Below are 14,841 nucleotides of genomic sequence, written 5' to 3' on the forward strand. Positions count from 1 at the left end.
CGCGCTGGTAGCGGTGGTGCATGCTGCTCACCCTCCGCACCCGCCCTCCCCGGCCGAAGAGGACGTGGACCTCCCGGCACCGCACGGCGGCCCTCCTCGCCTCCGCCGTCTCCGTCTGCCTCCTGGCCGCGAGCGCACCCGCCGGGCCGCTGGGCGTCGGTGACCGCCTCTTCCCGTACCTGGGCAACCCGGGATACGACGTCACGTCGTACGACCTCTCCTTCACCTATCCCGGCACCAACGACAAGCCCGTCCAGGCCGTCACCACCATCGACGCCCGGACGACCGCCGACCTGGACCGCCTCAACCTCGACTTCGCGCACGGCAAGGTCGAGTCCGTCGAGGTCGACGGCCTGCCCGCCGGCTTCGCCGCCGCCGGTGAGGATCTGGTTGTGACTCCTCAGGTCCCGCTGCCCAGGGGCTCGTGGATGCGGATCACCGTGCGGCACACCAGTGACCCGGTGCCCGCCAAGGGCCGGGACGGTGGCTGGGTGCGGACCTCCGACGGCCTCGCCATGGCCAACCAGGCCGACGCCGCGCACCTGGTGTTCCCGTGCAACGACCATCCGTCCGACAAGGCGATGTTCACCATCCGGGTCACCGCCCCCGACGGCTTCACGGCCGTGGCCAACGGAGTACCGGCCGGTGTGGGCCGGGCCGGTGGCTCGACCACCTGGACGTACCGGACCGAGCACCCGATGGCCACCGAGCTCGCCCAGGTGTCCATCGGGCGCTCCGCCGTCCTGCACCGCACCGGACCCCACGGGCTGCCGGTGCGCGACGTGGTCCCCGCCGCCGACGGCAAGGCCCTCGAACCCTGGCTCGCCAAGACCCCCGACCAGATCGCCTGGATGGAGAACAAGGTCGGTCCCTACCCCTTCGAGACGTACGGCCTGCTCATGGCCCAGGCCTCCACCGGCTTCGAACTGGAGACACAGACCCTCTCCCTCTTCGAGAAGGAGCTGTTCACCGAGCCGGCCTACCCCAAGTGGTACATCGAGTCGGTCATGGTGCACGAGCTGTCCCACCAGTGGTTCGGCGACAGCGTCAGCCCCCGCAGCTGGTCCGACCTGTGGCTGAACGAGGGACACGCCACCTGGTACGAGTCCCTGTACGCGCAGGAGAAGGGGAACAAGCCCATGGTCGACCGCATGAAGGCCGCCTACAGTGCCTCGGACCGCTGGCGTGCCTCGGGCGGCCCGCCCGCTGCCCCCAAGCCGCCCAAGGAGGGCCAGAAGATCAGCATCTTCCGGCCCAACGTCTACGACGGAGCCGCGCTGGCGCTGTACGCCCTGCAGCAGGAGATCGGGAAGGACGCCTTCCAGCGTCTGGAGCGGACGTGGGTGCGCGACCACCGGGACGGCACCGCGACCACGGCCGACTTCGTGGACATGGCCTCCAGGATCGCCGGCCGCGACCTCGGCGGGTTCCTCAAGGACTGGCTCTACGGAGAAAAGACCCCGCCGATGCCGGGCCACCCGGACTGGAAGTCCACGCCACCCGCCAAAAGCGCACAGACCAAGGGTGCACAGACCAAGGACGCACCCGCCAAGAACGCACACGGCAAGGCCCTGCCCGGCAAGGCCGCGCACGGCGAATAAGGCGGTGACGAGACGGGGAGTCCCGTGCGACCATTTTCGGGTTGGCCTGGTACGGGCCCGGGAATCTCCCAGGAGGCTCGTACGTTGTGCACAGTGACCGCCGTAGCACAATGACCGCCGTACCGGAATCCCCATCGACGTAAGGACCCAATGACCTCCTCTTCTTCCTTTTCCCAGGACACCAAGCGCTTCGCGCACGCCTACCCCGAAGGTCTTCGGGCCGATGCCCTGATGGAAGAGGACGTCGCCTGGAGCCACGAGACCGACGGAGAGCGGGACGGCGACCAGTTCGACCGCTCCGAGCGCGCGGCCCTGCGCCGCGTGGCGGGCCTGTCCACCGAGCTCGAGGACGTCACCGAGGTCGAGTACCGCCAGCTCCGCCTGGAGCGGGTCGTGCTCGTCGGCGTCTGGACCTCGGGAACGGTGGTGGACGCGGAGAACTCCCTCGCGGAGCTCGCCGCCCTCGCGGAGACCGCGGGCGCGCTCGTGCTCGACGGTGTGATCCAGCGCCGCGACAAGCCCGACGCGGCCACCTACATCGGCTCCGGCAAGGCCGAGGAGCTGCGCGATGTGGTGATCGAGACCGGCGCGGACACGGTGATCTGCGACGGTGAGCTGAGCCCCGGCCAGCTGATCCACCTCGAGGACGTCGTCAAGGTCAAGGTCATCGACCGTACGGCCCTGATCCTGGACATCTTCGCCCAGCACGCCAAGTCCCGAGAGGGCAAGGCGCAGGTCGCGCTCGCGCAGATGCAGTACATGCTGCCGAGGCTCCGTGGCTGGGGTCAGTCGCTGTCCCGTCAGATGGGCGGCGGCAAGGGCGGTGGCCTCGCCACCCGTGGTCCCGGTGAGACCAAGATCGAGACGGACCGGCGCCGGATCCGCGAGAAGATGGCGAAGATGCGCCGGGAGATCGCGGAGATGAAGACCGGCCGCGAGATCAAGCGCCAGGAGCGCAAGCGCAACAAGGTGCCGTCCGTCGCCATCGCGGGCTACACCAACGCCGGCAAGTCCTCCCTGCTCAACCGCCTCACCGGAGCCGGCGTCCTGGTCGAGAACGCCCTGTTCGCGACCCTGGACCCGACCGTCCGCCGGGCGGAGACCCCGAGCGGCCGGCTGTACACACTGGCCGACACCGTCGGCTTCGTCCGGCACCTGCCGCACCACCTGGTCGAGGCGTTCCGCTCCACCATGGAGGAGGTCGGCGACTCCGATCTCATCCTGCACGTGGTGGACGGCTCGCACCCGATGCCGGAGGAGCAGCTGGCCGCCGTGCGCGAGGTGATCCGGGACGTCGGCGCCACCGACGTGCCCGAGATCGTCGTGATCAACAAGGCCGACGCGGCCGACCCGCTGGTGCTCCAGCGGCTGCTGCGCATCGAGAAGCGCTCCATCGCGGTCTCGGCCCGCACCGGCCAGGGCATGGCCGAGCTGCTCGCGCTGATCGACAACGAGCTGCCGCGGCCGTCCGTCGAGATCGAGGCGCTCGTGCCGTACACCCACGGCAAGCTCGTCGCCCGTGCCCACACCGAGGGCGAGGTGATCTCCGAGGAGCACACCGCGGAGGGCACGCTGCTCAAGGTGCGGGTGCACGAGGAGCTGGCCGCGGAGCTGGCACCGTACGTGCCCACTCCCGCGGCCTGACCCGTACAGGCCGAAGGCCCGCCTCCCGCTCGGTGCGGGGGACGGGCCTTCGGTGTGCCGGGTCAGTGACCGCCGTACGTCCTGCTCATGTTCTGGTAGAGCCCCTCGGCCTCCTTGCCCAGCTGCGGGCCCGCGAGCCAGGTGTTGTCCGCCGGACCGATCGAGGTGTTCGACACCAGCTCGGTCTTTCCGCCCACCACCCGGAACCAGCCGCCGCCGGACGAACCGCCGGTCATCGTGCAGCCGATCCGGTACATCGTCGGCAGCGCCGGGCTGAGCGACAGCCGGCCGGGCCGGTCGATGCACTTGAACATCTTCAGACCGCTGTACGGCGGTGCCGCCGGGTATCCCCAGGCGCCCATCTTGGCTACCTCGGTCGCGGACGGGGCCGAGAAGTCGACGTCCAGCGCCGCGCCGACGGTCTCCTCCAGGGACTTCGACCCGGACTGCGGCTTCACGTGCAGCACCGCGTAGTCGTACGCGGCACCCGCGCCGCCCGTCTCCGAGCCGCCCTGGATCCATTCGTTCGAGGTGGACGCCCAGTCCGCCCACCAGGTGCCGTACGGGGCGATCTGCGAGCTCGTGGCATCGGCCAGCTGCGACTCCGGCTTGCCGAGGTCGTTGTACGACGGCACGAAGGTGATGTTGCGATACCAGCCGCCCTTCTTGCCGGCGTGCACACAGTGGCCCGCCGTCCACACGAGGTTGGACTTGCCCGGGTGGTTGACGTCCTTGACGACCGTGCCGGAGCAGACCATCGAGCCCTCGGGGGAGTCGAAGAAGACCTTGCCGACGGGGGCCGCGTTGTCGTGGTACGGCGTCTTCTCCGCCGTGGCCCGCACCGGCTGCGGATCCGGGTCACTGACGCCCTGGTCGGCGGCTGCGTCCTTCGCCGTGACCGTCTTGTTGGCTTCCTTCGCGGACCGCATCCGCTCCGGCTTCCAGAGGCCCTCGATCACCGGGTTGACGAAGTCCTTGGCCTCACTGAGCCACTTGTCCTTGTCCCAGTTCTTCCAGCCGCCGTCCGCCCACTTGTCGACATCGACGCCGTGCTCCTTGAGCTTGCTCGCGATGTCGGCCGGGATCTCGACCTTGCCGGCGTCGCCGTCCGCCGAGGTGGCCGTGGCGCCGGCCTTGTCGCCCGACTTGTCGTCGTCGGAGCCGTTGCAGGCCGTGGCGGTGAGTGTCAGGGCCGCGACCAGACCGGTGGTGGCGAGGACGGTGCGCCGCCGTGCGCGCCGGTGCGCGAAGGGCGTACGTATGGAACGCATGCTGCGATTACCCCCGTTGAAGCGATGGTGACACCCCACTATGCCCGTGGGGCTGGGGACGAACGGCGGCGAGCCGGTGAAGGTTTCCGCACCCGCCGCGCCGCCGTCCGTGACCTGGCCGTGCCGGCCGGCCGCTACTGCCCGGCGAACTTCTTGCTGACCGAGTCGTAGACGCCCTTGGCCACATCACCCAGCCGCGGACCCGCGAGCCAGCCCGCGGTGACCGGTCCGATGGAGGTGTTGGACACGAGTGCCGGCTTGCCGTCCGAGCCCGTCTCCACCCAGCCGCCGCCGGAGGAACCACCGGTCATGGTGCAGCCGATGCGGTACATCGTCGGGTCCGACTTGTTGATCGACAGCCGTCCCGGCTTGTCCTGGCACTGGTAGAGCAAACTTCCGTCGTACGGCGGCGCCGCCGGGTAGCCGGTGGCCGTGATGTCCTGCGCCTTCGGCACGGCCGGGGCGTTGAAGTTCACCGGCAGCGCCGAACCGACCGTCTCCTCCAGCGACTTGCCGCCGCTGCCCTGCTCGGGCGTCACATGGATCACGGAGTAGTCGTACGAGGCGCCGTCGCCACCCGTCTCCCCGCCCTGGTCGATCCACTGCTGCGAGGTCTGGGCCCCGTCGGCCCACCAGACGCCGTACGGTGCGACCTCTTCCCTGGTGGCCTTCCGCAGCTGCTCGTTCGTCATGCCCTTGTCGTTGTACGACGGCACGAACACGATGTTGCGGTACCAGCCGCCCTTCTTGCCGGCGTGCACACAGTGGCCCGCCGTCCAGATGAGGTTGGACTTGCCGGGGTGGGCCGGGTCCTTCACCACCGTCGCCGAGCAGACCATCTTGCCCTCGGGGGCGTCGAAGAACACCTTTCCGGCGGTGGCCGCATGGGCGTGGTACGCCGGCTGCACCTGCTGCGCCTTGACCGGCGCCGGCGTCGGATCGGTCACGCCCTGGTCACCGGAGATGTCGTTCTCGTCGACACCCTTGTCGGGGTCGTTGGAGTCCCGCATGCGGTCCGGGTCCCACAGACCCTTGATGATCGGGTTGATGAAGTCGTTGGCCTCGCGCAGCCACTCGTCCCTGTCCCAGTTCTTCCAGGCGCCGTTCTTCCACTTGTCGATGTCGATCCCGTGCTCTTTGAGCTTGTTCTTGATGTCGTCCGGGATCTGGATCTTGCCGTCGCTGCTGTCTCCGCCGGTCGCGGAGGCGGTCGCCTGCCCGCCGGCGTTGTCGTCACCGGAGCCGTTGCAGGCAGTGGCGGTCAGCGCCAGCGCCGAGGCGAGGGCGACGGCCGCCAGCACGGGGGAGGTTCTGCGAGGCGCGCTCCCTCCTCGGCGAACGGTGAACGACGGCCGTATGGATCGCATGGTCTTGACTCCCCCTGCTGTAAAGGAACTGGGCGCTGTGCCCGCGACACCGGCCGGAACTCATGGGGAGTTCACGACGCTCTCAGGGACGTCCGGGAACGGCATCACACACTATGCGCTCGCTGTGGGGGACTTCCGACGGAACGGCAACGGTTCCGTCACGGCAAGGATCTTGAAGCAACCCGTAACCAGCTGGGCGGTTCGGGGTTGTAGCGGTGTGGGGGCCGCTGCCCACGTCCGGTCCCCGCGCATCAACTCGCCTCTGTACAGCGGGAGGACAGCGAGCCGTGGCCGTGACCGAATCGGTGACCGGGGGGACATCCGGGGGAGCGTGCGCCGCGCACGAGGGGATCCTGAGGCGCCAGTCGGCGCGCGAGTCGGCAGCGCGCACCTATGCGCGCGCCCTCCCGATCGTGCCGGTCCGAGCCCGCGGGCTGACCATCGAGGGCGCCGACGGCCGCCGCTACCTCGACTGCCTCTCCGGCGCCGGAACACTCGCCCTCGGCCACAATCACCCCGTCGTCCTGGAGGCCATCCGCAAGGTTCTCGACTCGGGCGCACCTCTCTCCGTGCTCGACCTGGCGTCCCCCGTCAAGGACGCCTTCATCACCGAACTGTTCCGCACCCTGCCACCAGGCCTCGCCGATCGTGCCCGCGTCCAGTTCTGCGGACCGGCCGGCACCGACGCCGTGGAGGCCGCGTTCAAGCTGGTCCGAGCGGCGACCGGACGCACCGGAATCCTGGCCTTCACCGGCGCCTACCACGGGATGACCAGCGGAGCCCTGGCCGCGTCCGGCGGCGCCTGTGATGTACGGGTCGCCCGTCTCCCGTACCCCCAGGACTACCGCTGCCCCTTCGGGGTCGGCGGCCCCCGCGGCGCCGAACTCGCCGCTCGCTGGACCGAGTCCGTCCTGGACGACCCCAAGTCCGGGGTACCGCTCCCGGCCGGGATGATCCTGGAACCCGTTCAGGGCGAGGGCGGGGTGATTCCCGCCCCCGACGACTGGCTGCGGCGCATGCGGCAGATCACCGCCGCCCGGTCCGTCCCGCTGATCGCGGACGAGATCCAGACCGGCGTGGGACGCACCGGCGCCTTCTGGGCCGTGGAGCACAGCGGTGTCATCCCCGATGTGATGGTCCTGTCCAAGGCCATCGGCGGCAGCCTCCCGCTGGCCGTGGTCGTCTACCGGGAAGACCTCGACGTCTGGCAACCCGGCGCCCACGCCGGGACCTTCCGGGGCAACCAGCTCGCCATGGCCGCCGGCGCCGCCACCCTCGCCCATGTCCGCGAGAACGGCCTCGCGGAGCGCGCGGCCCTGCTGGGCTCCCAGCTGCTGAACCAACTTCGCGAACTCGAGCGGGCGTTCCCGTGCGTGGGGGATGTCCGGGGGCGGGGGTTGATGATCGGCGTCGAGCTGGTGGATCCGGAGCGGGCGGACCCGGTGGGTACGGATCTCGTGGGGGAGGGCGGCCCGGGTGGACTCGGGCCGGGTCCCGCGGAAGCTCCCGAACGGGCGGTCGCCGGGCTGGAGCCCGCCCGCACTCCTCGTCCCGCCGCCCCCGAACTCGCCGCCGCCGTCCAGCGGGAGTGCCTGGGCCGCGGTCTGATCGTGGAAATCGGCGGCCGCCACTCAAGCGTCGTACGGCTCCTCCCGCCCCTCACCATCAGCGACGAGCAGGCGGCGGCCGTACTCGACCGGCTGACCGACGCGGTGGCGGCGGTGGCCCGCGGCGCCACCGCACAGGTCGTCCCACCTCGGTCGCAACGCTGAACCAGGCGCCTCCGCCCCTGTTCCGGCACCGCCGACGCAGTCCCCCAGCACATCCGAACGCCCCAAGGAACAGTCTTGAACGCGATCCCCCTCCCCAACGGCCGTTCCCACACCCCCGAGTACGACGACGCCCACGGCACCCAGGCCCCGCCCGCGCCGCAGGCCGAGCCGGTACCCCAGCAGAAGCCCCGCACGTCGGAAGCCGCGCACCCACGAAGTACCGCCACCGACCTCCTGGACCACCCCGACCCGCACACCGCCGCCCAGGCCGCCGCAGTGGAGAACCTGCTCCGCTGCTGGGTGCGGGAGACGAACCTGGCCGCTCCCGACACCGACACCCTCCACATCCCGCTGCCCACCAGCGGTGTCTCCCTGACCGCACCCGTCCACTACTGGTCTCCGACAGGCTGGCACCGCTTCGGGCTTCCGCGCCTGGCCGGTGCCCCGCAGGACGCCCCACCCCTCGACGCGGTCACGCTCGCGGCGCTTCTCACCCGGGAGACGCCCGGCAGGCCGGAGCCCGCCTCCACCGGTCCGCAGGCCGTCGTGAGCACGGACGGCGGTGACCTCGTGGCCCGGGTCGCCGAATCCGTACGCCGTACCCTCACCTTCATCACCGACCGGCGAGAGCGACCCGCCGACGGCCCCGACCTCTTCCTCGGTCCTGACCTCTTCCTCGACGCCGAACAGGCACTCCTGCTCGGCCACCCCTTCCACCCGACTCCGAAGAGTCGCGAGGGCCTGTCCGAAGGCGAGGCCCGCCTGTACTCACCGGAGTTGAGCGGCTCCTTCCCCCTGCACTGGATGGCTGTCGCCCCCCCCGTGCTCGCGGTCGACTCGGCCTGGACCGAGCGCGGCCGGCCCATTCCGGCGGACCTGCTCACGACACGGCTCGCCGGCCCCGGACTACCGCTGCCCGACGGCTACGCCGCCCTGCCCCTGCACCCCTGGCAGTCACGCGAAGTCCGGCACCGCGACGAGACCGCCGCCCTGCTCGACGCCGGACTGCTCCGCGACCTCGGCCCCCACGGCTCGCCGTGGCACCCCACATCCTCCGTACGCACCGTTCACCGGTCCGGCGCTCCCGTGATGCTCAAGCTGTCGCTGGGTCTGCGGATCACCAACTCCCGCCGTGAGAACCTGCGCAAGGAGCTCCACCGCGGTGTCGAGGTGCACCGCCTGCTGCGTGCCGGCCTGTCCAAGGCGTGGCAGGCCGTGCACCCCGGCTTCGACATCGTCCGGGACCCGGCCTGGCTGGCCGTCGACGGCCCGGACGGCCGCCCCGTGCCCGGACTCGACGTGGTGATCCGGCACAACCCGTTCGCCCCGTCCGACGACGTCTCCTGCATCGCCGGTCTGGTCTCGCCCCGGCCTTGTCCTGCCGCCGCTTCTGCTTCCGCCTCCGTCGACAGCCCCATGCCGGAGGGGACGCCGCAGATCGGATCCCGTCTCGCCCACGTCGTCACGAGGCTCGCCGAAAGGACGGGCCGGCCCCGGGGAGCCGTCGCCGCTGAGTGGTTCCTGCGCTACCTGGAACACGTCGTGCGCCCCGTGCTGTGGCTGGACGGCGAGGCCGGAATCGCCCTGGAGGCACACCAGCAGAACACCCTGCTCCTGCTGGACGGCGACGGCTGGCCCGCGGGCGGCCGCTACCGCGACAACCAGGGCTACTACTTCCGCGAGTCCCGGCGCGCCGAACTCGATGCCCGACTGCCCGGCATCGGCGAGCACAGCGACACGTTCGTCTCCGACGAGGTCACCGACGAACGCTTCGCGTACTACCTCGCCATCAACAATGTGCTCGGCCTGATCGGCGCGTTCGGCTCCCAGCGCCTCGTCGACGAACAGCTGCTGCTCGCCGCCTTCCGCCGCTTCCTCACCGACGTCGCCTCGGGACCCGCCCCGCTGCGGACGTCCCTGCCGGCCCGGTTGCTGGACTCACCCGTGCTGCGCTGCAAGGCCAACCTGCTGACGCGGCTGCACGGGCTCGACGAGCTGGTCGGCCCGGTCGACACCCAGTCCGTCTACGTCACCGTGGCCAACCCCCTTCACAGCTGAACCCGCACGACCCGCCTCGTCTCTTGACTCGTCTCTTGATAGGAGCCAGCCGTGCCTCCCACCGACGCGAGCGCCGATGCCGTCCCTGTTCCCGGTCACCCCGGTTGCTCCGGTCTTGGCGGGGACAGTGAGGACACGCTGGACCTGCGCCTTCCCGACGAACTCCTCGCCCTCATCGCCGGGGAGGCGGCGGAGGGTCTAGTCCCGGTCGAGGACAGGCTTGCACCGGTCGAGGACAAGCTCGCGCCCGTCGAGGACCGTTTTGCGTCCGCCGCCGACGACCTGCTGGACCGCGTCGGCGACTGGGGCCCGTTCGTCACACCGGTGGGTCCGTTCCAACTGGTTCCCGTCCAGCTCGACCGCGACCTTCCCCTCATCAGCCGTTGGATGAACGATCCGGCCGTCGCCGCGTTCTGGGAGCTGGCCGGTTCCCGCACCCAGACCGAGGCGCATGTGCGCGCTCAGCTCGACGGGGACGGGCGAAGCGTCCCGTGCGTCGGCGTCCTGGACGGCACCCCGATGAGCTACTGGGAGATCTACCGGGCGGACCTGGACCCGCTCGCCCGGCACTATCCGGCCCGCCCGCACGACACCGGTGTCCACCTCCTCGTCGGGGGTGTCGCCGACCGTGGGCGGGGCCTGGGATCCGCCCTGCTCAGAGCCGTGGCCGACCTGGTGCTCGACCGACGCCCCGCCTGCGCGCGTGTCGTCGCGGAACCCGATCTTCGCAACACCCCTTCCGTGGCCGCGTTCCTGAAGGCCGGGTTCCGGTTCGCCGCCGAGGTCGACCTGCCCGCCAAGCGGGCCGCCCTCATGATCCGGGACCGGTCCCTGCGCGGCCTGATGTAGGCCCCAGTGGCGACCACCTCTCGCTCCGGCCCAGCCCGGCCCCGTCCCAGCCCTGGCCCGTCCCAGCTGTGGCCTCGTTCCGGCCCTGGCCCGTTCCAGCCCTCGCCCCGTCCCGCCCGAGGAGTCCCGGCCGTGCTCCGACCCCTGGTCCCGCCCCTGGTCGCGCCCCCGTTCCCAGCGTTGATCACCCGTTTGTCAGTGGTGGGCCGTAGGGTGGTCGCGCTATGACGAAGCCCTCACTCCCCGAACTCCTGCATGCCGCCGTCACAGCCGTCGGCGGTACGGAGCGCCCCGGCCAGGTGACCATGGCCGAAGCGGTCGCCGAGGCGATCGACGACGGATCCCACCTGCTGGTCCAGGCCGGCACCGGCACCGGAAAGTCGCTCGGCTATCTGGTGCCCGCACTCGCGCACGGGGAGCGCGTCGTGGTGGCGACCGCCACCCTCGCCCTGCAGCGCCAGCTCGTGGAGCGCGACCTGCCGCGCACCGTCGACGCGCTGCGTCCGCTGCTGCGCCGCCGCCCGGACTTCGCGATGCTCAAGGGCCGGTCGAACTACCTGTGCCTGCACCGGCTCCACGAGGGTGTGCCGCAGGACGAGGAGGAGGGCCTCTTCGACCAGTTCGAGGCGGCCGCGCCCACCAGCAAGCTGGGTCAGGACCTGCTGCGGCTGCGGGACTGGTCCGATGAGACCGAGAGCGGTGACCGCGACGACCTCACGCCCGGAGTGTCCGACAGGGCCTGGGCCCAGGTGTCGGTGTCCTCCCGGGAGTGCCTGGGCGCCTCGAAGTGCGCGTACGGCGCCGAGTGCTTCGCCGAGATGGCCCGCGAGCGCGCCAAGCTGGCCGAGGTCGTCGTCACCAACCACGCCCTGCTCGCGATCGACGCCATCGAGGGCGCCCCGGTCCTGCCGCAGCACGAGGTGCTGATCGTGGACGAGGCCCATGAGCTGGTCTCGCGCGTGACGGGTGCCGCGACCGGCGAGCTCACGCCCGGGCAGGTCAACCGTGCGGTGCGCCGCTCGGCGAAGCTGGTCAACGAGAAGGCCGCCGATCAGCTCCAGACCGCCGCCGAGGGCTTCGAGCGGCTGATGGAGCTGGCCCTGCCGGGGCGCCTGGAGGAGATCCCGGAGGACCTCGCCTATGCCCTGATGGCGCTCCGGGATGCCGCCCGGACCGTGATCTCCGCGATCGGCGCGACCCGCGACAAGTCCGTTCAGGACGAGGACGCGGTCCGCAAGCAGGCGCTGGCCTCGGTGGAGACGGTGCACGACGTGGCGGAGCGCGTGGTGAACGGCTCGGAGTGGGACGTCGTCTGGTACGAACGGCACGACCGCTTCGGGGCCTCGCTGCGTGTCGCCCCGATGTCCGTCTCCGGCCTCCTCAGGGAGAAGCTCTTCGCGGACCGTTCCGTGGTCCTCACCTCGGCGACGCTCAAGCTCGGTGGTGACTTCAACGGAGTGGGCGCCTCCCTCGGGCTCGCCCCCGAGGGCACGGAGGGCGAGGACCTTCCCCAGTGGAAGGGCGTCGACGTGGGCTCACCCTTCGACTATCCCAAGCAGGGGATCCTGTACGTCGCCAGGCATCTGTCGCGCCCGGCGCGCGACGGCGACCGTGCCGACATGCTCGACGAGCTGACCGAGCTCATCCAGGCGGCAGGCGGCCGCACGCTCGGTCTGTTCTCCTCGATGCGCGCCGCCCAACTAGCCGCCGAGGAACTGCGCTCGCGGATTCCCGAGTTCCCGATCCTGCTCCAGGGCGAGGAGACCCTCGGGGAACTGATCAAGAACTTCGCCGCGGACCCGAAGACCTGTCTCTTCGGCACGCTGTCGCTGTGGCAGGGTGTCGATGTCCCCGGGCCCAGCTGCCAGCTGGTCGTCATGGACAAGATCCCGTTCCCGCGTCCCGACGACCCACTGATGAGCGCCCGCCAGAAGGCGGTGGAGGACGCCGGCGGCAACGGCTTCATGGCGGTCGCCGCGACTCACGCGGCGCTTCTGATGGCGCAGGGCGCCGGGCGTCTCGTGCGGGCGTCCGGGGACCGTGGTGTGGTCGCCGTGCTCGACCAGCGGCTGGCCACCGCGCGGTACGGCGGCTATCTCAAGGCGTCACTGCCCGACTTCTGGTTCACCACGGATCGTAACCAGGTCCGGAAGTCGCTCGCCGCCATCGACGCGGCGGCGAATCAGAAGGAAGCGGAGTGATCGCTGGGTAGCCTGTCCCGGCGCCGGGACAGGCTACCCAGCGACACCAAGCGGCCAGGGAGCCGGGCCGTGACAGAACAGGGCCCCGGAACCGGCGCAGGGGTCCCGGGGCCCGGTCAGGTGACGAGCCTGAAGTGCTCGCCTGCCGCAGCCGTCACACGCGCCGCAGCACCGCGACGACCTTGCCCAGGATGGTCGCGTCGTCGCCGGGGATCGGCTCATAGGCCGAGTTGTGCGGGAGGAGCCAGACATGGCCGTCCTCGCGCTTGAAGCGCTTGACGGTGGCCTCGCCGTCCAGCATGGCGGCCACGATGTCGCCGTTCTCGGCGACCGGCTGACGGCGCACGGTGACCCAGTCGCCGTCGCAGATCGCGGCCTCGATCATGGAGTCGCCGACCACCTTGAGGACGAACAGCTCCCCGTCACCCACGAGCTGTCGGGGCAGGGGGAACACGTCCTCGACCGACTCCTCGGCGAGGATCGGACCGCCGGCGGCGATACGGCCCACCAACGGGACGTACGACGCGGCGGGCTTGCCCGCGGTGTCCGTCGGCTGCACCGTCACCGCCTGGTCGGAACCGCGCACCTCGTACGCGCGCGGGCGGTGCGGGTCGCGGCGCAGGAAGCCCTTGCGCTCCAGTGCCATCAGCTGGTGCGCGACCGAGGAGGTGCTGGACAGTCCGACGGCCTGGCCGATCTCCCGCATGGACGGCGGGTAGCCGCGCCGCTGCACGGAGTCCCTGATGACTTCGATCACCCGGCGCTGCCTGTCGGTGAGCCCCGAACTGTCCGCCCGGATGCCTGGAGGTCGGCCCGGCAGCGAGCGCTTGTGCGCCTCGGGATTCGTGGCTTCGTTCATCGCATGCACCGGATCCAGTCGGCCCTGGGAGCGGTCCTGGGCAGTGATGGTGGCACTGTCTGCGGTGGTGGTCACGTCGGCCCCTCTCGATGGTCTCCCTGCTGCACAACGGTAGTTGCTTTCGAAAGGTTGCGCCAAACACACGTTCGAGTGAAAAACCTCGATTCACCTGACGCGATCATGTGTCTGGGTGTATGGCTAACGCGGCACCTGGCGGACAAAAGGGCCCATTGTTGTACTCTTCACCGCCGGGGTGATGACCTCGTGGGTTGTGTCCCAAGTCTGCCATCCGGAACCCGGTCAGCCAGGATCCGGTCCCCTTCTGTGCCGGAGTCCTACGTGACCTCCGTGCGGCGCCCACCGTATCTCCGTAAGCGCCGCAGCGTTACGCAGGCGCACGTGTGTGTTCCGTAGCGGCCTGCCTGCCGTGTCGTGCGGGCACGCGCGCGTGCGACACGCGCGTACGGTCGATGTATCAGCCAAGCCCCACATCTAGTGGTTGGATTGCAGCAGCAGCCCACAAGTTGTGGTCCCCCGGGTCTCCGGTGTCTCCGAGATCGCCTATGCTTGGGGCTGCTTCGAGGGGCCCAAGTGGTCTCGCGAGGCTGTTCAGTCTGCTGTGAGGAGGGTTGGAGATCATGCACTGCCCCTTCTGCAGGCACCCCGACAGCCGTGTGGTCGACAGTCGTACGACCGACGACGGCACGTCGATCCGCAGGCGCCGCCAGTGTCCTGACTGCTCCCGTCGTTTCACGACCGTGGAGACGTGCTCGCTCATGGTGGTCAAGCGGTCCGGAGTCACCGAGCCCTTCAGCCGTACCAAGGTCATCAACGGCGTGCGCAAGGCATGCCAGGGGCGGCCTGTCACCGAGGACGCGCTCGCCCAGCTCGGCCAGCGCGTCGAGGAGGCGGTGCGGGCCACCGGAAGCGCCGAGCTGACCACCCATGACGTGGGGCTGGCCATACTCGGTCCGTTGCAGGAGCTCGACCTCGTCGCCTTTCTGCGATTCGCCTCCGTCTATCGGGCGTTCGACTCGCTGGAGGACTTCGAGGCAGCCATCGCGGAGCTCAGGGAAACGAGGCGAGGCCCCGCCGTGGACGACGAAGACGCGGGAGCGGGGAGCCAGGAAGACGACTGCGGGGCCGGAGGGACCAGCCAGGTTCCGGTGCCCGCCCACGCCGCCGACTGACCGGCGGAGCGGAGCCGGGCCCAGGTCCC

General features: G+C 70.5%; 10 protein-coding genes. 7 read left to right on the top strand and 3 right to left on the bottom strand.

Features of this window, described 5'->3' with window-relative positions:
• Positions 1-20: 20 nt before the first annotated feature.
• Both N8I87_RS29995 and hflX read left to right on the top strand, forming a co-directional pair.
• Positions 21-1,601: a M1 family metallopeptidase gene (locus tag N8I87_RS29995; protein WP_263213410.1), complete on the top strand. Its 1,581-nt coding sequence runs from the start codon at positions 21-23 to the stop codon at positions 1,599-1,601.
• A 150-nt stretch (positions 1,602-1,751) separates the two neighbouring features.
• Positions 1,752-3,245 carry a GTPase HflX gene (hflX, locus tag N8I87_RS30000; RefSeq protein ID WP_263213411.1) on the top strand — a complete coding sequence of 498 codons (1,494 nt, stop codon included), beginning with the start codon at positions 1,752-1,754 and terminating at the stop codon, positions 3,243-3,245.
• Positions 3,246-3,307: 62 nt separating this feature from the next.
• Here the strand turns inward: hflX and N8I87_RS30005 are convergent, their stop codons facing one another.
• Together N8I87_RS30005 and N8I87_RS30010 are read right to left on the bottom strand one after the other, a co-directional pair.
• Positions 3,308-4,516 (bottom strand): trypsin-like serine peptidase, encoded by a 1,209-nt coding sequence (locus tag N8I87_RS30005; RefSeq protein ID WP_263213412.1) that lies wholly within the window; start codon positions 4,514-4,516, stop codon positions 3,308-3,310.
• 134 nt (positions 4,517-4,650) lie between these two features.
• On the bottom strand, positions 4,651-5,883 hold the full coding sequence (locus N8I87_RS30010) for a trypsin-like serine peptidase (protein WP_263213413.1): 1,233 nt from the start codon (positions 5,881-5,883) through the stop codon (positions 4,651-4,653).
• A 287-nt stretch (positions 5,884-6,170) separates the two neighbouring features.
• Between N8I87_RS30010 and N8I87_RS30015 the strand changes: the two genes are divergently transcribed.
• The 4 genes from N8I87_RS30015 (at position 6,171) to N8I87_RS30030 (ending at position 12,763) form a co-directional block, all read left to right on the top strand.
• The gene (locus N8I87_RS30015) at positions 6,171-7,655 is read left to right on the top strand and encodes a diaminobutyrate--2-oxoglutarate transaminase family protein (RefSeq protein ID WP_263213414.1); all 1,485 of its coding nucleotides are present in this window, start codon (positions 6,171-6,173) and stop codon (positions 7,653-7,655) included.
• A gap of 75 nt (positions 7,656-7,730) precedes the next feature.
• Positions 7,731-9,713, top strand: a complete 1,983-nt coding sequence (locus tag N8I87_RS30020) for an IucA/IucC family protein (protein ID WP_263213415.1) — start codon at positions 7,731-7,733, stop codon at positions 9,711-9,713.
• Positions 9,714-9,764: 51 nt separating this feature from the next.
• Positions 9,765-10,562 (top strand): GNAT family N-acetyltransferase, encoded by a 798-nt coding sequence (locus tag N8I87_RS30025; RefSeq protein WP_263213416.1) that lies wholly within the window; start codon positions 9,765-9,767, stop codon positions 10,560-10,562.
• A 224-nt stretch (positions 10,563-10,786) separates the two neighbouring features.
• The gene (locus tag N8I87_RS30030; protein ID WP_263213417.1) at positions 10,787-12,763 is read left to right on the top strand and encodes an ATP-dependent DNA helicase; all 1,977 of its coding nucleotides are present in this window, start codon (positions 10,787-10,789) and stop codon (positions 12,761-12,763) included.
• A 154-nt stretch (positions 12,764-12,917) separates the two neighbouring features.
• Here the strand turns inward: N8I87_RS30030 and lexA are convergent, their stop codons facing one another.
• The gene (lexA, locus tag N8I87_RS30035; protein WP_263213418.1) at positions 12,918-13,697 is read right to left on the bottom strand and encodes a transcriptional repressor LexA; all 780 of its coding nucleotides are present in this window, start codon (positions 13,695-13,697) and stop codon (positions 12,918-12,920) included.
• Between the two features lie 563 nt (positions 13,698-14,260).
• On the opposite strand from lexA, the gene nrdR reads away from it, so the two are divergent.
• Positions 14,261-14,812, top strand: a complete 552-nt coding sequence (gene nrdR / locus N8I87_RS30040; protein ID WP_263213419.1) for a transcriptional regulator NrdR — start codon at positions 14,261-14,263, stop codon at positions 14,810-14,812.
• Positions 14,813-14,841 lie beyond the last annotated feature (29 nt).

This window comes from Streptomyces sp. HUAS 15-9, assembly GCF_025642155.1.
GTDB lineage: Bacteria > Actinomycetota > Actinomycetes > Streptomycetales > Streptomycetaceae > Streptomyces.

Coding starts and splice junctions, on each gene's coding strand:
- N8I87_RS30030 (WP_263213417.1), top strand. CDS start 10,787: ATGACGAAGCCCTCACTCCCCGAACTCCTGCATGCCGCCGTCACAGCC.
- hflX (WP_263213411.1), top strand. CDS start 1,752: ATGACCTCCTCTTCTTCCTTTTCCCAGGACACCAAGCGCTTCGCGCAC.
- N8I87_RS30005 (WP_263213412.1), bottom strand. CDS start 4,516: ATGCGTTCCATACGTACGCCCTTCGCGCACCGGCGCGCACGGCGGCGC.
- N8I87_RS29995 (WP_263213410.1), top strand. CDS start 21: ATGCTGCTCACCCTCCGCACCCGCCCTCCCCGGCCGAAGAGGACGTGG.
- N8I87_RS30010 (WP_263213413.1), bottom strand. CDS start 5,883: ATGCGATCCATACGGCCGTCGTTCACCGTTCGCCGAGGAGGGAGCGCG.
- nrdR (WP_263213419.1), top strand. CDS start 14,261: ATGCACTGCCCCTTCTGCAGGCACCCCGACAGCCGTGTGGTCGACAGT.